The sequence below is a fragment of the Mycobacterium sp. NGS26 genome, from assembly GCF_059813025.1.
In genome coordinates, this window is record NZ_JCALDU010000008.1 from 293421 (window position 1) to 314994 (window position 21574).

At 69.6% G+C, this 21574-nt stretch carries 21 protein-coding genes and 1 pseudogene; 16 read left to right on the forward strand and 6 right to left on the reverse strand.

The features are described from left to right. Positions 1-23 precede the first annotated feature (23 nt). Positions 24-713, forward strand: a complete 690-nt coding sequence (locus tag AC5Y6X_RS24130; RefSeq protein ID WP_324682195.1) for a TetR/AcrR family transcriptional regulator — start codon at positions 24-26, stop codon at positions 711-713. On the opposite strand, the gene AC5Y6X_RS24135 is transcribed toward AC5Y6X_RS24130, so the two are convergent. Both AC5Y6X_RS24135 and AC5Y6X_RS24140 read right to left on the reverse strand, forming a co-directional pair. Continuing rightward, positions 646-1194, reverse strand: a complete 549-nt coding sequence (locus AC5Y6X_RS24135) for a hypothetical protein (protein WP_499989644.1) — start codon at positions 1192-1194, stop codon at positions 646-648. The genes AC5Y6X_RS24130 and AC5Y6X_RS24135 overlap by 68 nt on opposite strands. Before the next feature lie 7 nt (positions 1195-1201). Continuing rightward, entirely contained in the window at positions 1202-1783 is a 582-nt protein-coding gene (locus AC5Y6X_RS24140; RefSeq protein ID WP_499989645.1) for a VOC family protein, read from the reverse strand. Between the two features lie 106 nt (positions 1784-1889). Between AC5Y6X_RS24140 and AC5Y6X_RS24145 the strand changes: the two genes are divergently transcribed. The 4 genes from AC5Y6X_RS24145 to AC5Y6X_RS24160 are packed head-to-tail and all read left to right on the forward strand — an operon-like array spanning position 1890 to position 6879. Next, positions 1890-2543 carry a TetR/AcrR family transcriptional regulator gene (locus tag AC5Y6X_RS24145; protein ID WP_499989646.1) on the forward strand — a complete coding sequence of 218 codons (654 nt, stop codon included), beginning with the start codon at positions 1890-1892 and terminating at the stop codon, positions 2541-2543. Beyond that, positions 2540-3673, forward strand: coding sequence for an alpha/beta hydrolase family protein (locus AC5Y6X_RS24150; protein ID WP_499989647.1), 1134 nt, complete (start codon positions 2540-2542; stop codon positions 3671-3673). The genes AC5Y6X_RS24145 and AC5Y6X_RS24150 overlap by 4 nt, the downstream gene beginning before the upstream one ends. 7 nt (positions 3674-3680) lie before the next feature. Beyond that, on the forward strand, positions 3681-4631 hold the full coding sequence (locus tag AC5Y6X_RS24155) for a 2-hydroxyacid dehydrogenase (protein ID WP_499989648.1): 951 nt from the start codon (positions 3681-3683) through the stop codon (positions 4629-4631). A gap of 46 nt (positions 4632-4677) precedes the next feature. Further along, positions 4678-6879: an acyl-CoA dehydrogenase family protein gene (locus AC5Y6X_RS24160; RefSeq protein ID WP_499989649.1), complete on the forward strand. Its 2202-nt coding sequence runs from the start codon at positions 4678-4680 to the stop codon at positions 6877-6879. A 175-nt stretch (positions 6880-7054) separates the two neighbouring features. Here the strand turns inward: AC5Y6X_RS24160 and AC5Y6X_RS24165 are convergent, their stop codons facing one another. After that, complete coding sequence (locus AC5Y6X_RS24165) at positions 7055-7489, reverse strand: hypothetical protein (RefSeq protein WP_499989650.1); 435 nt, start codon at positions 7487-7489, stop codon at positions 7055-7057. Between the two features lie 485 nt (positions 7490-7974). On the opposite strand from AC5Y6X_RS24165, the gene AC5Y6X_RS24170 reads away from it, so the two are divergent. Further along, on the forward strand, positions 7975-8322 hold the full coding sequence (locus AC5Y6X_RS24170; RefSeq protein ID WP_324682183.1) for an ATPase: 348 nt from the start codon (positions 7975-7977) through the stop codon (positions 8320-8322). 66 nt (positions 8323-8388) lie between these two features. Here the strand turns inward: AC5Y6X_RS24170 and fadD2 are convergent, their stop codons facing one another. Further along, complete coding sequence (gene fadD2, locus AC5Y6X_RS24175; RefSeq protein WP_499989651.1) at positions 8389-10068, reverse strand: long-chain-fatty-acid--CoA ligase FadD2; 1680 nt, start codon at positions 10066-10068, stop codon at positions 8389-8391. Between the two features lie 57 nt (positions 10069-10125). Between fadD2 and AC5Y6X_RS24180 the strand changes: the two genes are divergently transcribed. From AC5Y6X_RS24180 to AC5Y6X_RS24225, 10 genes and pseudogenes are all read left to right on the forward strand, one after another. After that, positions 10126-11430 (forward strand): DNA polymerase domain-containing protein, encoded by a 1305-nt coding sequence (locus tag AC5Y6X_RS24180; RefSeq protein ID WP_499989652.1) that lies wholly within the window; start codon positions 10126-10128, stop codon positions 11428-11430. After that, positions 11417-12001 carry an acyl-CoA-like ligand-binding transcription factor gene (locus tag AC5Y6X_RS24185; RefSeq protein WP_499989653.1) on the forward strand — a complete coding sequence of 195 codons (585 nt, stop codon included), beginning with the start codon at positions 11417-11419 and terminating at the stop codon, positions 11999-12001. Before AC5Y6X_RS24180 ends, AC5Y6X_RS24185 begins: the two co-directional genes overlap by 14 nt. A 56-nt stretch (positions 12002-12057) precedes the next feature. Then, positions 12058-13047 carry an ABC transporter substrate-binding protein gene (locus tag AC5Y6X_RS24190; RefSeq protein WP_499989654.1) on the forward strand — a complete coding sequence of 330 codons (990 nt, stop codon included), beginning with the start codon at positions 12058-12060 and terminating at the stop codon, positions 13045-13047. 99 nt (positions 13048-13146) lie between these two features. Then, positions 13147-13809, forward strand: coding sequence for a 5-oxoprolinase subunit B family protein (locus tag AC5Y6X_RS24195; protein WP_499989655.1), 663 nt, complete (start codon positions 13147-13149; stop codon positions 13807-13809). A 13-nt stretch (positions 13810-13822) separates the two neighbouring features. Beyond that, positions 13823-14740: a 5-oxoprolinase/urea amidolyase family protein gene (locus tag AC5Y6X_RS24200; RefSeq protein ID WP_499989656.1), complete on the forward strand. Its 918-nt coding sequence runs from the start codon at positions 13823-13825 to the stop codon at positions 14738-14740. 10 nt (positions 14741-14750) lie between these two features. Beyond that, positions 14751-15296, forward strand: coding sequence for a GNAT family N-acetyltransferase (locus tag AC5Y6X_RS24205; RefSeq protein WP_499989657.1), 546 nt, complete (start codon positions 14751-14753; stop codon positions 15294-15296). A 259-nt stretch (positions 15297-15555) separates the two neighbouring features. Next, positions 15556-15960, forward strand: a pseudogene (locus tag AC5Y6X_RS24210) (hypothetical protein); the annotation flags it as partial. Between the two features lie 124 nt (positions 15961-16084). Continuing rightward, positions 16085-17230, forward strand: a complete 1146-nt coding sequence (locus AC5Y6X_RS24215) for a uroporphyrinogen-III synthase (protein WP_499989658.1) — start codon at positions 16085-16087, stop codon at positions 17228-17230. Next, positions 17227-17955, forward strand: a complete 729-nt coding sequence (locus AC5Y6X_RS24220) for a sirohydrochlorin chelatase (RefSeq protein WP_499989659.1) — start codon at positions 17227-17229, stop codon at positions 17953-17955. Before AC5Y6X_RS24215 ends, AC5Y6X_RS24220 begins: the two co-directional genes overlap by 4 nt. A 31-nt stretch (positions 17956-17986) precedes the next feature. Next, positions 17987-18436 carry a TetR/AcrR family transcriptional regulator gene (locus tag AC5Y6X_RS24225; protein WP_324682167.1) on the forward strand — a complete coding sequence of 150 codons (450 nt, stop codon included), beginning with the start codon at positions 17987-17989 and terminating at the stop codon, positions 18434-18436. A 110-nt stretch (positions 18437-18546) separates the two neighbouring features. Here the strand turns inward: AC5Y6X_RS24225 and nirD are convergent, their stop codons facing one another. After that, positions 18547-18903: a nitrite reductase small subunit NirD gene (gene nirD, locus AC5Y6X_RS24230; RefSeq protein WP_499989660.1), complete on the reverse strand. Its 357-nt coding sequence runs from the start codon at positions 18901-18903 to the stop codon at positions 18547-18549. A gap of 13 nt (positions 18904-18916) precedes the next feature. Further along, positions 18917-21460 (reverse strand): nitrite reductase large subunit NirB, encoded by a 2544-nt coding sequence (nirB, locus tag AC5Y6X_RS24235; protein ID WP_499989661.1) that lies wholly within the window; start codon positions 21458-21460, stop codon positions 18917-18919. Between the last annotated feature and the right edge of the window lie 114 nt (positions 21461-21574).

Below are 21574 nucleotides of genomic sequence, written 5' to 3' on the forward strand. Positions count from 1 at the left end.
CCCCCGATGTCAAGATGGTTCGCATGACGTCAAGCGCCCGCCCCTACCGCGGGGTCAAGGCCGCCGAGCGGCTCGCGGGCCGCCGCGGCCGGCTGCTGACCGCCGGGCTGGACCTGCTGGGCGCCGAACGGCAGGACGTCTCGGCGCTGACCGTGCGGGGCGTGTGCCGCCGGGCGGGCCTGGCGGCCCGGTACTTCTACGAAAGCTTTACCGACAAGGACGAATTCGTCGGCCGCGTCTTCGACTGGGTGGTCGCCGACCTGGCCGCCACCACCCAGGCCGCGGTCGCGGCGGTGCCGGTGCACGAGCAGACCCGCGCCGGGATGGCCAACATCGTGCGGACCATCACCGATGACCCGCGCGTCGGGCGCCTGCTGTTCTCCACCCAGCTCGCCGACGCCGTGATCGTGCGCAAGCGTGCCGAGTCCAGCGCGCTGTTGGCCATGCTGTCCGGCCAGCATCTCCGCGACGCGCTGCGGATGCCGGCAAACGACCGCATCAAGGCGGGCGCGCACTTCGCGGTGGGCGGCGTCGGCCAGACGATCAGCGCCTGGCTGGCCGGCGACGTCCGGCTCGAACCGGACCGGCTCGTCGATCAGCTGGCCGCGCTGCTCGACCGGCTCGCCGACCCAAACCTCTACGGCCTCAAGGAAACAGCGGCAGGTGCCACAACCGCATCCCGGGCCTCAGCAGCCAAAATCGCATCATCGTGAGTCGCACGATCCGTAGCGCACCGGTGATCAGGACGACCGCCAGGGGCACCTCGATTCCGAGCGCCGTGATCACCGACAACCAGACCTCGTTGGGCCCGGCGGTCATGAGGTCGAACCACGCGTCGCAGACCAGCAGCACCCCGGCGGTGAACGCCGCGAGCACCAGCAGCTGACGGCGCAGGTATCCCAGCACGGCCGTCGCCACCATGAACACGACCAGCAAAATGTCGAAACCCACCCAGGTGGCCGGCCAGTTGTGCGCGACGTAATTCTCCGGGAGCGTCACCGAGAGATACCCGAGCCAGGGGATCATCGCGAACGAGCCACCGATCATCAGCCCCAACCGGATGCGCCGGATCCGGCTGAGGAACTCCGGGTCGATCAGCTCGCTCAGGGGCTGCTCGAGCCGAGCGATCAGGTCGCGCCGCTGCTCGGGCGTCAACGCCGCGATCTGCTTGTCGGTCAAAACCCCCTCGGTCATCGCGGGTCTAGCGGACGGCCTCGACCCGGGGTCGCCGGTCGGCCGCGGTCTTCGGTATCGCCTTCGTGTCGCTCTCGGTGAATTCCTTTACCCAGCAGGCGAATTCCAGCGTGATGCCGTCGGGATCCTGAAAGTAGAACGAGCGCACGTACACGCCGGGATGCACCGTCGCCGACACCTGCCGCTCGCTCTCGTCGTGGTTGAGCACCGGGCCCACCCGCACGCCCTTTTCCTTCAGCCGCTGCCGGTAGGCGTCGAACTTCTCGGCCGGCACATGAAACGCGAGGTGGTTCATGGTGCTCACCGCGCTGGTGATGTCCCCGATGCCCGGAATGGCGCCCGGCGACGAGATGCCGGGCACCCGGTCGGCCGCCTCGGCGAACCAGAAGAAGGCCACGCAGTCGCCGTTGCCGGCGTCGAAGAAGAAGTGCTGGCCCTGACCGCCCGGCAGGTCGAGCGATTTGATCAGCGGCATGCCCAGGGTGTTGCTGTAGAAGTCCACCGTGCGCGCCATGTCCGAGCACACCAGCGCGACGTGGTTGATGCCGCCGAGCTCGAATTCGGTGTTGGTGTTGTGCGGCTTGATCATCTTGCGGCTCCCATCGGAGGGCCCCATCGAGGAGGAGCAGGCCCTGGCCAAGATCAGAATCTGAATCTAACATCAGGTTCAGTTTTGCTCCAGGGAGGTGCGCCCCGTGTTGACCGCGGCAGAGCCCAACGGCCGGCCCGGCCAGGCCGCCGACTTTCCGACGCAGCGCGGCCGCCGCACGCAGGCCGCGATCGACCTGGCCGCCCGAACGGTCATCGCGCGCAAGGGGATTCTGGCCACGACCATCGCCGACATCGCCGCGGAGGCGGGCCGCTCGGCCGCGTCGTTTTACAACTATTACGACTCCAAGGAGGCGATGGTCCGCCAGTGGGCCCTGCGTTTCCGCGACGAGGCCAACCAGCGCGCGGCGACGGTGATCCAGCACGGCCTGTCGCATCGCGAACGCGCCTACGAGGCCGCCGCCGCGCACTGGCACACCTATCGCAACCGCCTCGCCGAGATGATCAGCGTGTCCCAGCTGGCGATGATCAACGACGACTTCGCCCAATACTGGGCCGAAATGTGTTCGGTACCCATCTCTTTCATCACCGAGACGGTCCGACGCGCCCAGGCCGAGGGCTACTGCGACGGCGACGACCCGCGGCTGATCGCCGAGGCGATCGTGGCCATGTTCAACCAGTTCTGCTACATCCAGCTCAGCGGGACGCGTTCGGCCGAGCCCGACGACGGGGCCTGCATCCAGACCCTCGCCAACATCTACTACCGCGCCATCTACACCCGAGGAGATCCGCTGAATTGACTCGTCGTACCGGTGCCGCCGGGGTCGTCCGGGAGTTCGTCGGGCTGCCGTCTCGCACCGCGGGGCGCGCCGGCGCCGGCGGCCATCCGTGCCAGGGGCTGTACCACCGGGGGGTCGGGCGAAAGCCGAAGGTGGCGATGATCGCCACGCACTACCAGATCGACTTCTCCGAGCACTATCTCGCCGACTACATGGCCACCCGCGGCATCGGGTTCCTTGGCTGGAACACCCGGTTCCGCGGCTTCGAAAGCAGCTTCCTGCTCGACCACGCCCTGGTGGACATCGGTGTGGGCGTCCGCTGGCTCCGCGAGGTGCAGGGCGTCGATACCGTTGTGCTGCTGGGTAATTCGGGCGGTGGCTCGCTGATGGCGGCCTACCAGTCCCAGGCCGTCGAGCCCAACGTGACACCGCTCGAAGGGATGCGCCCGGCCGCCGGGCTGACCGAGTTGATCCCCGCCGACGGCTACGTCGCCACCGCCGCCCACCCGGGGCGCCCCGAGGTGCTGACGGCGTGGATGGACGCCGCCGTCGTCGACGAGAACGATCCCGTCGCCAGCGATCCCGACCTTGACCTGTTCAACGAGGCCAACGGTCCCCCGTACTCGCCGGAGTTCCTGGCCCGCTACCGCGCGGCGCAGACCGCGCGCAACCATGCCATCACCGATTGGGTCGAGACGGAGCTCAAACGCGTTCGCGCCGCGGGGTTTTCCGATCGGCCGTTCACCGTGATGCGCACATGGGCCGATCCCCGCATGGTCGATCCCAGCATCGAGCCCACCAAACGCGCACCGAACCTGTGCTATGCGGGCATCCCGGTCAAGGCCAACCGCTCGGCGCACGGCATCGCCGCGGCGTGCACGCTGCGCAACTGGCTGGGCATGTGGAGCCTGCGGGTGGCGCAAACCCGCGCCGAGCCGCACCTGGCCCGCATCACCTGCCCGGCCCTGGTGATCAACGCCGAGGCCGACACCGGCGTCTTTCCGTCCGACGCCCAGCGCATCCACGACGCGCTCGCCAGCACCGACAAGACGCGCCACTCGATCGACACCGACCACTACTTCACCACCCCGGGCGCGCGCAGCGAGCAGGCCGACACCATCGCCAAGTGGATATTCAAGCGGTGGCGCTGAGCATCCCGTGAAGGTCCTCGCCCACTTCGCCCCTGGCGACAAGGTGCTGGATTTCGTTGCGCCCGAGGCGGATTGGCTCGAGATCCGGTGGTGTGCCGAAGACGATGACGCCGCCTTCTACCGGGAGCTGCCCGAGGCGCAAGTGATTTGGCACGTGCTGCGGCCGCTGTCGGGCGACGACCTGCGACGCGGGGCGCGGCTGCGCCTGGTGCACAAGCTCGGCGCCGGGGTGAACACCATCGACGTGGCGACCGCGACGAAATGCGGTGTCGCGGTGGCCAACATGCCCGGCGCCAACGCGCCGTCGGTGGCCGAGGGCACGGTGCTGCTGATGCTGGCGGCGTTGCGCCGGCTACCGGCACTGGACCGCGCGGTGCGCGGCGGCTCCGGCTGGCCGGCCGACCCGGAACTTGGCGAGACCGTGCGCGATATCGGTGGTTGCACCGTCGGGCTGGTCGGCTACGGCAACATCGCCAAACGGGTCGGCGGCATCGTCGCCGCGATGGGCGCCACCGTGCTGCACACCAGCACCCGCGACGACGGGCGGCCCGGCTGGCGGCGGCTGCCCGACCTGCTGGCCGCCAGCGACATCGTGTCGCTGCACCTGCCGTTGACGGCCGACACCGCCCACCTGGTGGACCGGGACGCGATCGCCCGGATGAAACCGACTGCGGTACTGGTCAACACGTCGCGCGGCGGCGTCGTCGACGAGGACGCGCTCGTCGACGCGTTGCGCGGCCGCCGGCTGGCCGCCGCGGGGCTGGACGTCTTCGAGGTCGAGCCGGTCGCGCCCGACAACCCGCTGCTCGGCCTGCACAACGTGGTGCTGACGCCGCACGTCACCTGGTACACCGCCGACACCATGCGGCGCTACCTGGCCGAGGCCGTCGCGAACTGCCGCCGGCTGCGCGACGGGGTTCCGCTGGCCAATGTGGTCAACCAACCGACCGGTTATTAGATTGAGGGTGCTTGGCCAAAACGGATCCCGAGAATGAAGGCGACCAATGCCGATCGCGATAACTTCTGAGCATCAAGCCCTGGCCGATTCGGTGCGATCCCTGGTGGCGCGCGTCGCGCCGTCGGAGGTGCTGCACGCGGCCATGGAGACACCGATCGAGAACCCCCCGCCGTACTGGCGGGCGGCGGCCGACCAGGGCCTGCAGGGGGTTCATCTGGCGGAATCCGTCGGCGGCCAGGGGTTCGGCATCCTCGAGCTGGCCATCGTGCTCGCCGAGTTCGGCTACGGCGCCGTGCCCGGGCCGTTCGTGCCGTCGGCGATCGCCAGCGCGCTGATCTCCGCGCACGACGCGCAAGCGAAGGTGCTCTCCGAGCTGGCGTCCGGCGCCGCCATCGCCGCCTACGCGCTGGAATGCTGCGCCCTGACCGCCACCCGGCAGGGTGACCTGCTGGTGATCCGCGGCGAGGTCCGCGCGGTTCCCGCGGCGGCGCAGGCCTCGATATTGGTGCTGCCGGTCGCGATCGACAGCGGCGAGGAATGGGTGGTGCTGCGCGCCGACCAGCTGGAGATCGAGCCGGTGAAGAGCATCGACCCGCTGCGCCCCATCGCGCATGTGCGGGCCAACGCCGTCGAGGTCGCCGACGACGCCGTGTTGAGCAACCTGACCATGGCGACCGCGCGCGCGCTGATGTGCACGCTGCTGTCCGCGGAGGCGATCGGCGTGGCGCGCTGGGCCACCGACACCGCGTCGCAATACGCCAAGATCCGGGAACAGTTCGGCAGACCGATCGGCCAGTTCCAGGCCATCAAGCACAAGTGCGCGGAGATGGTCGCCGACACCGAGCGGGCCACCGCCGCGGTGTGGGACGCCGCCCGCGCGATCGACGAGGCCGCCGAAAACGATTGGGACACAACAGCTTCCAGGGCCGAGTTCGCCGTCGCCGTGGCGGCGACGCTGGCACCGGCCGCCGCCCAGCGGTGCACCCAGGACTGCATCCAGGTGCACGGCGGAATCGGCTTCACCTGGGAACACGACACGAACGTCTACTACCGCCGAGCGGTGATGCTGGCCGCCTGCTTCGGCCGCGGCTCGGAGTACCCGCAAAAGGTGGTGGACACCGCGACCACGACGGGGATGCGCCCGGTGGACGTCGACCTGGACCCCGACACCGAAAAGCTGCGGGACGAGATCCGGGCCGAGGTCGCCGCACTCAAGGCGATGGAGCGCGAGCCCCGCAAGGTCGCGATCGCCGAGGGTGGGTGGGTGTTGCCCTACCTGCCCAAGCCGTGGGGCCGGGCGTCCAGTCCGGTCGAGCAGATCATCATCGCCCAGGAGTTCACCGCAGGGCGGGTCAAGCGGCCGCAGGTCGGCATCGCCGCCTGGATCATCCCGTCGATCGTCGCGTTCGGAACCGAGGAACAAAAACAACGGTTCCTGCCGCCGACCTTCCGCGGCGAGATGATCTGGTGCCAGCTGTTCTCCGAGCCGGGCGCCGGGTCGGATCTGGCCGGGCTGACGACGAAAGCGACTCGGGCCGAAGGCGGTTGGCGCATCACCGGGCAGAAGATCTGGACCACCTACGCGCAGTACTCGCACTGGGGCGCGCTGCTGGCTCGAACCGACCCGAGCGCGCCGAAGCACAACGGCATCACGTACTTCCTGCTGGACATGAAAAGCGAGGGCGTCACGGTCAAGCCGCTGCGCGAGCTCACCGGCGCCGAGTTTTTCAACACCGTCTACATCGACGACGTGTTCGTGCCCGACGAGTGCGTGCTCGGCGAGGTCAACCGCGGCTGGGAGGTCAGCCGCAACACCCTGACGGCCGAGCGGGTGTCGATCGGCAGCAGCGACAACAATTTCCTGGCAACACTTTCCGACTTCGTCGACTTCGTCCGCGACGGGCAGTTCGACCAGGTCGCTCAGCACCGGGCCGGGCAGCTGATCGCCGAGGGGCATGCCGCCAAGGTGCTGAACCTGCGCTCGACGCTGTTGACGCTGGCGGGCGGGGACGCCATGCCGTCGGCCGCGATCTCGAAGCTGCTGTCGATGCGCACCGGACAGGGTTATGCCGAGTTCGCGGTGTCCTCCTTCGGGACCGACGCCGCCATCGGCGACACCGACGAGCTGCCGGGCAAGTGGGGCGAGTACCTGCTGGCCAGCCGGGCCACCACGATCTACGGGGGCACGTCGGAGGTGCAGCTCAACATCATCGCCGAACGGCTGCTGGGCCTGCCCCGCGACCCGTAAGAGGAATCCATGCCGGCCTGAGGCCGGTCTCAGGCCGGCATGGATGTCTTTGGCGGGGGCCATGCCGACCGCGCATGGCTGCCGGCATGGCTCTCTCCCCCTGAGCGCGGGCCGGCCAACCTAAAACGCTCGGCAGGACAAGCTGACCGACGCCGCGCGGTGATGGTGGCTTGGCTCACCACCACCAGTTCCACCACTGCTCGGGAGGGCCCCACCAGTGCCCGGGAGCCCAGAAACCGCGGCCGGGAGGGATGTTGCCCCAACCGTTGCCGGCACCGCCGGGGTGACGCCAGCCGTCCCAGCCGCTGTCGTGACCCCACCCGGGGCCGGGACCGTGACCCCACCCGGGACCGGGGACACCGGGGCCGTGGCCGCCGCCGGGCCCGGGGACACCGGGGCCGTGGCCGCCGCCGTTTCCGCCACCGCCGTGGCCACCGCCGCCCCCGCCGGGGTTGGCGGGGATAACGCCAGGACCGAGCGGTGCGCCGACGTGGGTTGCGGGTGCTGCCTGCGCCGCGGGGATGCCGCCGAATAGCATTGCTGCGGCCAGCGCGGCCGCGCCCGCTGCACCAGCGGCGACCTTGCGCGTGGATCGCAGTGAAACCATCATGCGAAGCCCCTTCCCGAGACCTTCAGATGTCTAAAACGTTACCCAGATATTTTCGGGCAAACAACGGCAAATCGACAAATATCGCTTTGAATTTGCTTTGCATTGAATGCTCTTGCCGGACGTCTGTATTTCACAATTCGCGCGCATACTGAGATCAGTATCCGCATATGCGGCTTAAATAGCTGCTAAAGAGGGCTTTACTGAGTCACTGAAGTTCGGACTTTCGTATTCACGAAAATCATGAGGCGCACGCATTCCGGATGCCGAGCAATTGGCGCAGGACCCGGCGGCTGGATGTTTATGAGCAACGGTCAGGCCGCCAATTATTCTTCCCCGCCCTGCGCCGCGCAAAATCGCCGCAGCGGCCCGCGGCCGCGGCTCGGGACGCGACCCGGCGCCGCTATGGTGACAGAATCGGTAGCAACTGACGCACGATCCCCGTACTGATCTACTGATTGCCCACCGACGGAGGGACGATCGCCGCAGTGAACTTCAAGCCCAGCCACACCGGACCCGGCGCGCCCCCCGCGGACTCAACGGCGACCGAGCGCATCCCGGGGTTGGCGCAACCGCGCCCGCCACGGATCGCCAGGCCAGCGCCGAGGTCGGCCGACCCGGGTGACCGGCCGGCACGCATGCAACGGACGCGGCGGACCGTCGACCTGCCCGCCGCCACGCACCGGGCCCTCGACATTTGGCAGCGAGAGGCCGCCGACCGCATCGGCGTCGCCCGGGTGACCGGGCAGGAGGTCCTCTCCGCGCTCATCGACCAGCTGCTGGCCGACCCCAAACTCGCGGCCCAGATCACTCGCGCCATTCAGCATCGGCGCTAGGGCGAGCAGACGCCAAAGCCCCCGGCACGCCGAGGCGTGGGGGGCTTTGGCGTCTGCTCGCGCTGGCTAGTCGATCTCCATCTCGCGCAGCTCGCGCTTGAGGATCTTGCCGGTGGGGTTGCGCGGCAGCTCGTCGAGGAAGACCACCTCCCGCGGCACCTTGTAGCGGGCCAGGTGGTCGCGCACGTAGTGCTTGACGGTGTCCTCGTCGAGGCTGGCGTCCTCCTTCTTGACGACGAAGGCCCGCAGCCGGTGGCCCCACTCCTTGTCCTCGACCCCGATCGCGGTGGCCTCCACGACATCGGGATGCCCGCTGATCAGGTCCTCGACCTCGGCGGGGAAGACGTTCTCACCGCCGGAGACGATCATCTCGTCGTCGCGACCGCTGACGTAGAGCAGGCCGTGCTCGTCGAAGTAGCCGACGTCGCCGGATGACATCAGGCCGTCGATGATCTGCTTGTGGCCGCCGCCGGTGTAGCCCTCGAAGGGGAAGGCGTTGCCGACGAAGATCCGGCCGACGTCGCCCTGCGGCACCTCGTTGCCGTTGTCGTCGAGGATCTTGACCTTGACGCCCTTGACCACCGGTCCGACCGTGGCCGCGTTGCGTTGCAGGTCCTTGGGCCCGGCGATGGTGGCGAACGCGATCTCGGTCGAGCCGTACATGTTGTAGATGACCGGACCCAGGTCCTTCAGCGCGCGGTTGGCCAGCTCGGCGCCCAGCTGCGAGCCGGAGATGAACACGATCTTCAGGCTGGACAGGTCGGGCTTCTTGTCCATCTTCTCCAGCGCGTCGAGGATGCGCGACAGCATCACGGGCACCACGACCATCGCGGTCACCTTGTGCTTCTCGATGTCCGCCAGCACCAGCGGCGGCTTGAACTTGCGCCGCAACACCAGCGTCGACCCCAGGAACATCGCGATGGTGCCGTGCAGGTACCCCAGCGCGTGGAACATGGGCGCGGGCAGCGACGTCACCTCGTTGGCCTTGAACGGAACGTGCGACAGGATGCCGCCGACCGGTGCCAGCGTCGGCGGGGTGCTGCGGTTGGCCCCCTTGGGGGTGCCGGTGGTCCCGCTGGTCAGGATGATGATCGACGCATGCCGAGAGGCCTTGGGGGCCGGCGCCTTACTACTGCGCGAGATCAGGTCGGCCAGCGTCTCGTCCTCGCTGCCGGACGGCTCGTCGCTGTCCGGGTTGGTCCCCAGGGCCCGCAGCTTGCCCAGCTCCGGCTCGGCTTTGCTGACCGCCTTGGTGTACTCGTCGTCGTAGATGATCAGCTTGGCGCCCTCGCGCTCGGACACCTCCTTGATCTGCGGGCCGGAGAACTCGCTGTTGAGCAGGATGATGCGGGCCCCGACCCGGGCGGCGCCGTAGTTGGCGATGAGGAACCAGCGATGGTTGCGGGCCAGGATGGCCACGCCGTCGCCGCCCTTGACGCCCTTCTCGATCAGCCCGTTGGCCACCGCGTGGGCGGCCTTGTCCAGCTCGGCGTAGCTGAATTCGCCCTCTTCGTCGATGCACGCCGCCCGGTCCGGATGGCGCCTTGCGTTGAGTGAGGGCAGCATGCCGAACTCGCCCCACTTGACGATGTCGGCGGCCATCGCCGCGTAGTTCTGCGGCGGCTCCAGCCGGAACGCGCCCGCTTCGAAGATCTTGCGCACGTAGTGCAGTTCGGCCGAGCCGCGCTCGAAGTACTGCTGAAGTTTGGCCACGGTTTGCCCGGGCAGACCGATGAGGTTAGGCATGAGATCACCATATGTGACGCCCGTCGCACTGCGGTCGGAAAGTATCCCGGAATTACCATGAACCGCATGACCGCCCCGGTGTCACTGGAAGTGGCCGGGCGGCAGGTCACCATCACGCATCCGGACAGGGTGGTCTTCCCCGGCACGAACGGCGCGGGCCGCCACACCAAGCTCGACCTGGTCCGCTATTACCTTTCCGTCGCCGACGGGGCGCTGCGCGGCGTGGCCGGACGGCCGATGATCCTGAAGCGCTTCGTCAAGGGGATCGGGCAGGAGGCCGTGTTCCAGAAGCGCGCGCCGAAGAACAGGCCGGACTGGGTGGACGTCGCCGAACTTCGCTACGCGTCGGGCACGTCGGCCGAGGAGGCCGTCATCCACGACGCCGCCGGGCTGGCGTGGGTGATCAACCTGGGCTGCGTGGACCTCAACCCGCACCCGGTGCTCGCCGACGACCTCGACCACCCCGACGAGCTGCGCGTCGACCTCGACCCGATGCCCGGGGTCACCTGGCGGCGGATCGTCGACGTCGCGCTGGTGGCCCGCGAGGTGCTGGAGGACTACGGCCTGACCCCCTGGCCGAAGACGTCCGGGTCGCGCGGCTTCCACATCTACGCGCGCATCGCCCCGCGCTGGGGGTTCCGCCAGGTGCGGCTGGCCGCCCAGACCGTCGCGCGCGAGGTGGAACGGCGGGTGCCCGACGCGGCGACGAGCCGCTGGTGGAAGGAGGAGCGCGAGGGCGTCTTCGTCGACTTCAACCAGAACGCCAAGGACCGCACGGTCGCGTCGGCCTACTCGGTGCGGGCCACCCCGGACGCCCGCGTGTCCACTCCCCTGCACTGGGACGAGGTCGCCGGCTGCCGGGCCGAGGCGTTCACCATCGCCACCGTGCCCGCCCGGTTCGCCGACATCGGTGACCCGTGGGCGGGGATGGACCCCTCCAACAAAGCAGCCGTCGGCGAGCTCGACCGGCTGCTGATGCTGGCCGAGGACATGGGTCCCCCGGAGAAACCGCCGCCGGGTTCGGCGAAAGGCGCGGCGGGCCGGCGCCGGTCCGTGATGCCGCTCATCGAGGTCGCCCGCACCAAAACCCGGGATGAGGCGATGGCCGCGCTGGACACCTGGCGCGCCCGCCACCCCGCCGCGGCCCAACGGCTGCGCCCGGCCGACGTCCTGGTCGACGGCATGCGCGGGCCGAGCTCGATCTGGTACCGGATCCGGATCAACCTGCAGCACGTGCCCGTCGAGCAGCGCCCGCCGCAGGAGGAGCTGATCGCCGACTACTCCCCGTGGCAGGGCTACACGCCGCCGGCTTCCCGACGGGGCGCCGCGGGTGCGGGAGAATCGCCTCATGCAGGCGAGTGAGGCGCCCCTGGGCCTGCGGGAGCGCAAGAAGATCAAGACCCGCCAGGCCATCCGGCGCGCGGCGTTCCGCCTGATCGAGCGGAACGGCTACGCCGCCACCACCGTCGAGCAGATCGCGGAGGCCGCCGAGGTGTCGCCCAGCACCTTCTTCCGGTACTTCGGATCCAAGGAGTCGCTGCTGCTGGCCGACGACCTGGACCCGCTGATACTGGCGGCCTTCGAGGCGCAGCCGCCCGAGCTGTCGCTGATCCAGGCGTTTCGCAAGGCCTACCAGGCCGTCATGGCCGACCTGCCCGCCGAGCAGCAGGAGTTCGAAAGCACCCGGCAGCGGCTGATGTTCTCGATACCGGAGCTCAAGGCGGCCATGTACGACGAGTACTACCGCACCGTCAACGTCATGGCCGAGGCGGTCAGCCGCCGAATCGACCGTCCCGCAAGCGATTTCGAGGTTCGCGTGTTCGTCGGCGCGCTGACCGGCGCCATGATGGCCGCCTTCGACAACGCGCCGCCGACGCCCGACACGATCTATCGGGCCATGGACTTCGTCGACGCCGGCATGCCGCTGGGCTGAGCGGCGCGACCGCGCGGCGATGCAGGTGAGAGCCCCGGACGCGATACTCTCACGCGATGAAGAGTCGGCGGGAGTTCTTGCAGCTCGCCGGGGCCGCCGCGGCGCTCGGGGCCGCCGCCGCGGCGCCGGGCTGCTCGTCACCCAAACCGGCGCCGGGCACCTCCGGCGGCCGCTCGGTGACCATCACCCACCTGTTCGGTGAGACCGTCGTCAAGGAGCCGCCCAAGCGCGTGGTCAGCGCCGGCTACACCGAACAGGACGACCTGCTCGCGGTGGGCGTGGTGCCCGTCGCGGTCACCAACTGGTTCGGCGATCAACCGTTCGCGGTGTGGCCGTGGGCCCAGCCCAAGCTCGGCGACGCGCGCCCGGTGGTGCTGAACCTGGACAACGGGATTCCGGTCGAGCAGATCGCCGGGCTGAAGCCGGACCTGATCGTGGCCGTCAACGCCGGGGTGGACGCCGACACCTATCAGAAGCTGTCGGCGATCGCGCCGACCCTGGCGCAGTCGGACGGCGACGCGTTCTTCGAACCGTGGAAGGAGCAGGCCACCGCGATCGGCCAGGCGGTGTTCCAGGCCGACCAGATGAAGTCGCTGATCGACGGCGTCGACAAGCAGTTCGCCGCCGTCGCGCAGAAGTATCCGCAATGGCAGGCCAAGAAGGCATTGCTGATGCAGGGCAGCCTCTTTCAGGGCACCGTGGTCGCGACGGCGGCGGGCTGGCGGACCGACTTCCTGAACCAGATGGGGCTGGTCATCGCCGACAGCATCAAGCCGTTCGTCTCCGATCACCGCGCCGTCATCCCGCGCGACCAGATCAAGGCGGTGCTCGATTCCGCCGACGTGCTGATCTGGACGACCGAAAGCCCGGACGACCAAAAGGCGCTGCTGGCCGATCCCGAGGTGGCGGGGTCGCAGGCGACCGCGCAGAGCCGGCACATATTCACCACCAAGGACCAGGCCGGTGCGATCGCGTTTTCGTCGCCGCTGAGCTACCCGTTGGTCGCCGACCAGCTGCCCCCGCAGATCGCCAAGATCCTCGGGTAGAACCCGCTGTTTGAGCGTTTGCTAAGGCACCTCTGGCAGTGCTCGAAAATCCCGGGCACTCCCCTCGACCTGCCCCGATTCCGAGGTTACCGTCGAGTAATGAGCGTGACTGACCTAACCAGGGGGCTGCCGACGGAGCTGGTCGGCAACACCGTGCTCGACTACGGCGACCAGGCTCTGATGGTGCAATGTGGCAGCACCGCAGAGGTATTGGCGTGGACCGACGCGCTGCGCGCCGGGGCGCTGCCCGGCGTGCTGGACATCGTCCCGGCCGCCCGCACGGTGCTGGTCAAGCTCGACGGCCCGCGCAACCAAGGGGTCGTCCGTCAGCGGCTGCGCAAGATGACGGTGCGCGCCGAGGAGGCCGCCCCGGCGGAGCGCAGCGCCGACGTGGTGATCGACGTCGTCTACGACGGCCCCGACCTCGCGGAGGTCGCCGACCTCACCGGGCTGACCACCGCGCAGGTCATCAACGCCCACACGTCGACCCTGTGGCGGGTCGGATTCAGTGGATTCGCACCGGGTTTCGCGTACCTGGTGGACGGCGACCCGCGCCTTCGGGTGCCGCGCCGCGCCGAGCCGCGTACCTCGGTGCCGGCCGGCTCGGTCGGCCTCGCCGGCGAATTCAGCGCGATCTACCCGCGCCAGTCGCCCGGCGGCTGGCAACTCATCGGACGCACCGACGCGGTGCTGTGGGACCTCGAGCGGCCCAGCCCGGCGCTGCTGACGCAGGGCATGTGGGTCCAGTTCCGGGCCGCGTGAGAAGGAGGGCGCCGTGACAGATCCACGCGTCACGCTGGAAATCCTGCGCACCGGGCCGCTGGCCGTCGTGCAGGACCTCGGCCGCACCGGGCTGGCCCACCTCGGCGTCGGCCGCTCCGGCGCCGCCGACCGCCGCTCGCACCGACTGGCCAACCGGCTGGTCGCCAACCCCGACGACCGCGCCACCGTGGAGGTGACGTTCGGGGGGCTGTGCGCGCGGGTCCGCGGCGGCGACGTCGACATCGCGGTGACGGGCGCCGACACCGAGCCGACCGTCGACGGAATCAAGTTCGGCGCCAACAGCATTCAGCATGTCCGCGATGGCCAGGTGATCTCGATGGGAGCCCCGAGGGCCGGGCTGCGGACCTACCTGGCGGTGCGCGGCGGCATCTGCGTCGAGCCGGTGCTGGGCTCGCGCAGCTACGACGTGATGTCCGCGATCGGCCCGCCGCCGCTTGCGCCCGGGGATCGGCTGCCGATCGGCGAGCACACCGACGACTACCCCGAACTGGACCAGGCCCCGGTGGCGGCGATCGACGCGCACCTGGTGGAACTGCGGGCGGTGCCCGGGCCGCGCGACGACTGGTTCGTCGATCCCGACGTCCTGGTGCGCACCATCTGGATGGCCTCGGACCGCAGCGACCGGGTCGGAATGCGGTTGGAGGGCCGCCCGTTGCGGTCCCGCTACCCCGACCGCCAGCTGCCCAGCGAGGGTGTCACCCGCGGCGCAATCCAGGTGCCGCCCAACGGTTTACCGGTGATCCTCGGACCCGACCACCCGGTCACCGGCGGCTACCCGGTGGTCGGCGTGGTGGTCGACGAGGACATCGACAAGGTCGCCCAGGTGCGGCCCGGCCAGTACGTGCGGCTGCACTGGGCGCGGCCCCGCCTTCCGGTGGGGGCCGGGGCGCAGGCGGCCTCCGCCTGGTAGACAAAGGGGTGTGACCGCCCAGGTCCACACCGCCCGCCTAGTCCACACCGCCGACCTCGACAGCGAGACCCGGCACGGCGTCCGCCAAATGGTCACCGCCGCCTTCGGCGGTGACTTCAGCGAGCACGACTGGGAGCACACGCTGGGCGGCATGCACGCCCTGATCTGGCAGCACGGCGCGATCATCGCGCACGCCGCGGTGATCCAGCGCCGGCTGCTTTACCGGGGCGACGCGCTGCGCTGCGGTTACGTCGAGGGCGTCGCGGTGCGGGAGGACTGCCGCGGCCAGGGCCTGGTGCACGCGCTGCTGGACGGCGTCGAGCAGGTGGTGCGCGGCGCCTACCAGCTCGGCGCGCTCAGTTCGTCGATCCGGGCGCAACGGCTTTACGCGGCGCGCGGCTGGCTGCCGTGGCGCGGCCCGACGTCGGTGCTGGCGCCGACGGGCCCGGCCCGCACCCCCGACGACGACGGGACGGTATACGTGCTGCCGGTCGAGGTCGAGCTGGACACCTCCGCGGACCTGATGTGCGATTGGCGCGCCGGGGACGTCTGGTAGATCGCGTATAGCACGAAAAGTATTCGGCCTCACACCGAATTCCACAGCGAGGGTCGCGTCACAGCGAATCCGCTTGTCCTTCAGCGACTTACCAGACAACTGGGATTGAACCTACAGGCGATATCGGCCGAATCGAGTTGACCGACTTCGGTTCCTGATGTGAGCATCGGGTGTCAACCCGTTCGCTTTACGCGCCCAACGGGTTTCGCGGGTTCCTAGCCGCGCCACCCAAACCCACTGCACGAAAGGCGAACACCGCATGGGCCGCACCCACCACATCACGGACTGGAATCCGGAGGACACCGCGGCCTGGGAGGCGGGAAACGGCAATCCCGGCCTGCCGCTGTGGCCCTACGTCGTGTGCGCGGCGCTGACCGGGCTGGGTGGCGGCAACTACGCGGCGTCGCTGGCCAACGTCAACGCCTTCTACCCGCAGCGGCTCAAGGGCGCCGCGCTGGCGACCAACGCCGGCGTCGGCAACCTCGGCGTCGCGGGAATCCAGCTGGCCGGCCTGCTGGCGCTCGCCACCGCCGGTCACCGGGCGCCGTACCTGGTGTGCGCGGTCTACCTGGTGCTGCTGGCGGTCGTCGGCGTCGCGGCGGCGCTGTTCATGGACAACCTCGACCACGGCATCGAGGTGAACACCATGCGCTCGATCCTGACCTGGACGACGGACGTTCGCCGGCCGGTCCGCGCCCCGCGCGGGTGTGATCGTGCTCGCAGCGGGAGCAATGCGTCAGCAATTGCGCGGTAACGCCGCGGAAACCTCCCAGGCATACACAGTTGATATGGCCCGGCCACACTCTGCACCACTGACCGGTTACCGGATCGCGGTGACGTCGGCCCGTCGCGCCGAGGAGCTGGCCGCGTTGTTGCGCCGCAACGGCGCCGAGGTCTACAGCGCCCCGGCGATCAACATGATCGCGCTGCCCGACGACGACGAGCTGCACGGCAACACCGAGGCGCTGATCGCCGCGCCACCCGACATTCTGGTGGCGCACACCGGCATCGGCATGCGCGGCTGGCTGGCCGCCGCCGAGGGGTGGGGGCTGGCCACCCAGCTCGTCGCGGCGCTGTCGTCGGCGCGGATCGTGGCCCGCGGCCCGAAGGCGACCGGCGCGCTGCGCGCCGCCGGCCTGCACGAGGAATGGTCGCCGAAATCCGAATCCTCAACCGAGCTACTGAAATACCTCCTCGAATCCGACGTATCCGGCATGCGGATCGCGGTTCAACTGCACGGCGCGGCCGACGCCTGGGATCCGTTCCCGGAATTCGTCGGCGGGTTGCGCGCCGCGGGCGCGGACGTGGTGCCCATCCGCGTGTACCGGTGGAAGTCGACCCCGTTGGGTGGCGAGTTCGACCAGCTGGTTACCGGGATCGCACGCCGGCAGTTCGACGCCGTGAGCTTCACGTCGGCGCCGGCCGCGGCGGCGGTCCTGGAGCGCAGCCGCGACCTCGACATCGAGGACCAGCTGCTGACGGCGCTGCGCACCGACGTGCACGCGATGTGCGTGGGCCCGGTGACCTCCCAGCCGCTGATCCGCAAGGGCGTCCCGGCGTCATCTCCCGATCGAATGAGGTTGGGCGCCTTGGCCCGTCACATCGCCGAGGAGCTGCCGCTGCTGGGTTCGTGCCACGTGCGGGCGGCCGGTCATCTCGTGGACATCCGGGGAAACTGCGCACTGGTGGACGGCTCCGTCAAAACGCTGTCCGGGTCCGGGATGGCGATACTCCGCGCGCTGGCGCAGCGACCCGGCGATGTCGTCGCCCGCAACGACCTGCTGCGGGTGCTGCCCGGCAACAGCAACGACCCGCACGCCGTCGACACGGCCGTGCTGCGGCTGCGGACGGCCCTGGGCGACAGGAACATTGTGGCGACGGTGGTCAAGCGCGGCTACCGGCTGGCCGTCGACGAACCGGCGGGAATGGCATGAGCCTGATACTGGTGGCGCACGGCACCCGCAGGACGGGCGGCGTCGCGATGATCGGGGACCTGGCGGCCCGGGTGGGCACGCTGCTGGACCGCGCGGTGCAGGTCGCGTTCGTCGACGTGCTGGGGCCCACCCCCAGCGAGGTGCTCTCACACGCCGACGACGGCCGGCGCGCGATCGTGGTGCCGGCGTTCCTTTCTCGCGGATATCACGTCCGCACCGACCTGCCCGCCCACGTGGCCGCCAGCGGGCACGCTAACGTCGTCGTCACCCCGGCGCTGGGCCCGAGCGGGGAGCTCGCGCGGATCGTGTTCTACCAGTTGATGGAATCGGGCTGGCGCCCCGGCGATTCGGTGATCCTCGGTGCCGCGGGAACGTCCGATCACCGGGCGCGCGCGGACCTGCACACCACCGCGACGTTGTTGTCGGCGCTCACCGGATCGCGGGTACAGCTGGGCTTTGCCGCCACCGGCGATCCCGACGTGCGCGAGGCGGTCCTGCGCGCCCGCCGCGACGGCGCCCGTCGCGTCGTCGTCGCCTCCTATCTGTTGGCCGACGGCCTGTTTCAGCAACGGCTGCACGGTTGTGGCGCCGATCTGGTCAGCCAACCGCTGGGCACCCATCCCGGGCTGGCCCGGTTGATCGCGAGCCGGTTCCGCAGGGCCGTGCCGAAACCCCTAGCGCGCCAGGCCTTGCACGCGAGGCGCGCCGACGCACGCAACGCTTGATCTTTGCTCGCCGACGGGCGATCCTGACAGCATGCCCCGTCGCGAAGAGCCAGCGCGTGGGCTCCTCGACCCGGTCGCGAAGATGCTGCGGTTGCCGTTCGGCACACCGGAGTTCATCGACCGGATCGTCACCGGCGGCGTCAACCAGGTCGGCCGCCGGACCCTGCACATGCTGATCACCACCTGGGATGCGGCCGGCGGCGGCCCGTTTGCCGCGAGTGCGGTCGCGTCGACGGGCATGGCCAAGACCGCCGAGATCGTGCAGGGCATGTTCATCGGCCCGGTTTTCGGGCCGCTGCTGAAGATCCTGGGCGCCGACAAGGTCGCCGTGCGGGCGTCGTTGTGCGCCTCTCAGCTGGTGGGCCTGGGCATCATGCGCTACGGCGTGCGATCCGAGCCGCTGCACTCGATGTCGGTGGACGCGCTCGTCGACGCGATCGGCCCGACGATGCAGCGATATCTCGTCGGGGACATCGACTGAGCGCGTGTCCTTCGGCGCAGTCACTAGTGCGCCGAGCGTGTGGGATAAGGACGAAACCGGTCGGCTATTACGCCATACCCCCCACGCTCGGCGAACCCAATCGCAAGCGACTAGGCGGCGGTGCGCGCGACCTCGACGCGGCGGTCGGGCGTGACGCGCACCGGGTACACCGGCACCGAGACCCTCGGGTCGTCCAGGCAGCTGCCGTCGTCGAGCGCGAAAGCCTGCTTGAGGATGGGAGATTGGACCGTGGCGCGGCCACCGCGGTCGCCGACGATGCCACGCGAGATGACCGCCGCGCCGGAGAACGGGTCGACGTTACCGACGGCGTGCACCGACCCGTCGTCCAGCCGGAACAGGGCCGCCTGGGAGCCGTCGTCGAGCAGCACGCCGACACCGCGACCCGGAATGAGGTGGTCGTACGCGCAGGCGATCGTCCACACCTGAATGTCGTTGAGAAGTGTCATGGTTCCTCCCTCGTCATCCGCGAACCCGCGGCATCCCAATGGGCACAGGCACTTTGCGGCCGGCGCGCTCGGTGAACGTCACCGTCGAGTCGACCGCGTCGGGGGCATTGACGAAGGACACGAACCGCGACATCTTGTCCGGATCCTCCAGCACGCCCTTCCATTCGCACCTGTAGTTGTCCACGTGCCGCGCCATTGCGGCCTCGAATTCCGCTGCCAGGCCCAGCGAGTCGTCGCACACCACCTCGCGCACGTGATCGAGCCCGCCGTCGAGTGATTCGACCCACGGCGCGGTGCGCTGCAGCCGGTCGGCGGTCCGGATGTAATACATCAAGAACCGGTCGATGTAGCGGATCAGCGTCTCGGTGTCGAGGTCGCCGGCCAGCAGCTGGGCGTGCTTGGGGGTCATGCCGCCGTTGCCGGCGACGTAGAGGTTCCAGCCCTTCTCGGTGGCGATGACGCCGACGTCCTTGCTGCGGGCCTCGGCGCATTCCCGCGCGCAGCCCGAGACGCCGAGCTTGATCTTGTGCGGCGCCCGCAGGCCCCGGTAGCGCAGCTCGAGGTCGATGGCCAGCTGCACCGAATCCTGCTGGCCGTAGCGGCACCAGTCGCTGCCCACGCAGCTCTTCACCGTGCGCACCGCCTTGCCGTAGGCGTGGCCGGACTCCATGCCGCCGTCGACAAGGCGCTTCCAGATCTGCGGCAGCTGGTCCACCCGGGCGCCGAACAGGTCGATGCGCTGGCCCCCGGTGATCTTGGTGTAAAGCCCGAAGTCCTGGGCGATCTGGCCGATCAGGATCAGGTGCTCGGGCTTGATGTCGCCGCCGGGGACCCGCGGCACCACCGAGTAGCTGCCGTTCTTCTGGATGTTGGCCAGGAAGTGGTCGTTGGAGTCCTGCAGCGACGCCTGCTCGCCATCGAGGATGTGGTCGGAGCCGGTGGACGCGAGGATGGACGCGACGACGGGCTTGCAGATGTCGCAGCCCCTTCCGCGGCCGAATCGCTCCAGCAGGCCCGAGAAGGTCCGGATCTCGGTGGCGGAGATGATTTCGAAGAGCTCCGCCCGCGACTGGGCGAAGTGCTCGCACAGCGCCTTGGACTGTTCCATGCCCTCGGCTTCCAGCAGCTGCTTGAGCAGCGGCACGCACGACCCGCACGAGGTGCCGGCCGCCGTGCACGACTTGAGCGACGCCACGTCGCCGCAGCCGTCGGCGATCGCGCCCGTCAGGTCGCCCTTGGTGACGTTGTTGCACGAGCAGATCTGCGCCGCGTCCGGCAGCGCCCCGACGCCCAGCGCCGATGCGCCCCCGCCGGACTGCGCCGGCGCGATCAGCGCAAGCGGATCCCCGGGCAGCTCGCTGCCGACCATCGGCCGCAACACCCCGTACGACGAGGCGTCTCCCACCAGCACCCCGCCCAGCAGGGTCTTGGCGTCGTCGGAGAGCACCAGCTTGGCGTACGTCTGGTTCACCGCGTCGTTGATGGCGACCTCCAGGCAGTTCTCGGTGGTCCCCATCGCGTCGCCGAAGCTGGCGACGTCGACGCCCAGCAGTTTGAGCTTGGTCGACAGGTCCGCGTCCGGGAACTCCGCGGCGCCGTCCAGCAGCCGGTCGACCACGACCTCGGCGGAGGTGTAGCCGGGCCCGACCAGGCCGTAGCAGCGCCCCTCGATCGCGGCGACCTCGCCGATGGCGTAGATGTCGGGATCGCTTGTCCGGCAAGACAAGTCGGTCAGCACGCCGCCCCGATCGGCGATGGTCAGCCCGGCCGCCCGGGCCAGCTCGTCGCGCGGCCGGATGCCGGCCGCGAAGATCACCACGCCGGCGTCGATGACGTCGCCGTCGGTCAGGCGCACCCGCACGGAGGTCGAACCGTCGGTGCCTTCGATGCACTCGGTGCCGGTGCCGACGTGCACCGCGATCCCCAGCTCGGCGATCATCCTGCCCAGCAGCGCGCCGCCGGCCTCGTCGATCTGCTGGGCCATCAGCCGCGGCATCATCTCGACGACGTGTGTGGGCAACCCGAACTGCCGCAGCGCATTAGCGGCCTCGAGCCCCAGCAGCCCGCCGCCGATCACGACGCCGGCCAGGTTGTTCGCGCCGGCGCTCTCGGCGCCGGAGCGGATGGCGTCGAGGTCGTCGAGGGTGCGGTAGACGTGGCAGGCCGGCAGGTCGTGGCCCGGCACCGGCGGCACGAAGGCGTAGGAGCCGGTGGCCAGCACCAGGGCGTCGTAGCGGTGCCGCTCGCCGTCCGCGGTGGTGACCGACTTTGACGCGCGGTCGATTTCGGTGACGCGGGTGTTCAGCAACAGCCGCACCTTGTCGTCGCCGGCGTAGTCGTTGCCGGGCAATGCCAGCAGGCCGCGGTCCCAGCTCTCGGTGTAGGAGGTCAGGCCGACCCGGTCGTAGGCCGCGTCGCCCTCCTCGGCCAAAACCGTGACGCGCCAAGCCCCGTCGTCGTCCCGGGCGCGCAGCGCCTCGACGAAGCGGTGCCCCACCATGCCGTGCCCCACCACGATGACGTGGCGGGGTGCGGACGAAGTTCCGGCGGAGGCCATGGCACTGAGGGTAGAAGCGGCAAATTAAGGAAAAGTCGCCCAATGTGACACTCGTATGACGGCAGCCTCACACCTCACGCCGCCCGTTGTGAAGCTGTTCTCTGACGGCGAACA

What these genes read in the sequence shown, in the direction of transcription:
- AC5Y6X_RS24130 (WP_324682195.1), top strand. Translation starts at nt 24, where the DNA reads ATGACGTCAAGCGCCCGCCCCTACCGCGGGGTCAAGGCCGCCGAGCGG.
- AC5Y6X_RS24135 (WP_499989644.1), bottom strand. Translation starts at nt 1,194, where the DNA reads ATGACCGAGGGGGTTTTGACCGACAAGCAGATCGCGGCGTTGACGCCC.
- AC5Y6X_RS24140 (WP_499989645.1), bottom strand. Translation starts at nt 1,783, where the DNA reads ATGATCAAGCCGCACAACACCAACACCGAATTCGAGCTCGGCGGCATC.
- AC5Y6X_RS24160 (WP_499989649.1), top strand. Translation starts at nt 4,678, where the DNA reads ATGCCGATCGCGATAACTTCTGAGCATCAAGCCCTGGCCGATTCGGTG.
- AC5Y6X_RS24165 (WP_499989650.1), bottom strand. Translation starts at nt 7,489, where the DNA reads ATGATGGTTTCACTGCGATCCACGCGCAAGGTCGCCGCTGGTGCAGCG.
- fadD2 (WP_499989651.1), bottom strand. Translation starts at nt 10,068, where the DNA reads ATGCCTAACCTCATCGGTCTGCCCGGGCAAACCGTGGCCAAACTTCAG.
- AC5Y6X_RS24180 (WP_499989652.1), top strand. Translation starts at nt 10,126, where the DNA reads ATGAACCGCATGACCGCCCCGGTGTCACTGGAAGTGGCCGGGCGGCAG.
- AC5Y6X_RS24185 (WP_499989653.1), top strand. Translation starts at nt 11,417, where the DNA reads ATGCAGGCGAGTGAGGCGCCCCTGGGCCTGCGGGAGCGCAAGAAGATC.
- AC5Y6X_RS24190 (WP_499989654.1), top strand. Translation starts at nt 12,058, where the DNA reads ATGAAGAGTCGGCGGGAGTTCTTGCAGCTCGCCGGGGCCGCCGCGGCG.
- AC5Y6X_RS24195 (WP_499989655.1), top strand. Translation starts at nt 13,147, where the DNA reads ATGAGCGTGACTGACCTAACCAGGGGGCTGCCGACGGAGCTGGTCGGC.
- AC5Y6X_RS24215 (WP_499989658.1), top strand. Translation starts at nt 16,085, where the DNA reads ATGGCCCGGCCACACTCTGCACCACTGACCGGTTACCGGATCGCGGTG.
- AC5Y6X_RS24220 (WP_499989659.1), top strand. Translation starts at nt 17,227, where the DNA reads ATGAGCCTGATACTGGTGGCGCACGGCACCCGCAGGACGGGCGGCGTC.
- AC5Y6X_RS24225 (WP_324682167.1), top strand. Translation starts at nt 17,987, where the DNA reads ATGCCCCGTCGCGAAGAGCCAGCGCGTGGGCTCCTCGACCCGGTCGCG.
- nirD (WP_499989660.1), bottom strand. Translation starts at nt 18,903, where the DNA reads ATGACACTTCTCAACGACATTCAGGTGTGGACGATCGCCTGCGCGTAC.
- nirB (WP_499989661.1), bottom strand. Translation starts at nt 21,460, where the DNA reads ATGGCCTCCGCCGGAACTTCGTCCGCACCCCGCCACGTCATCGTGGTG.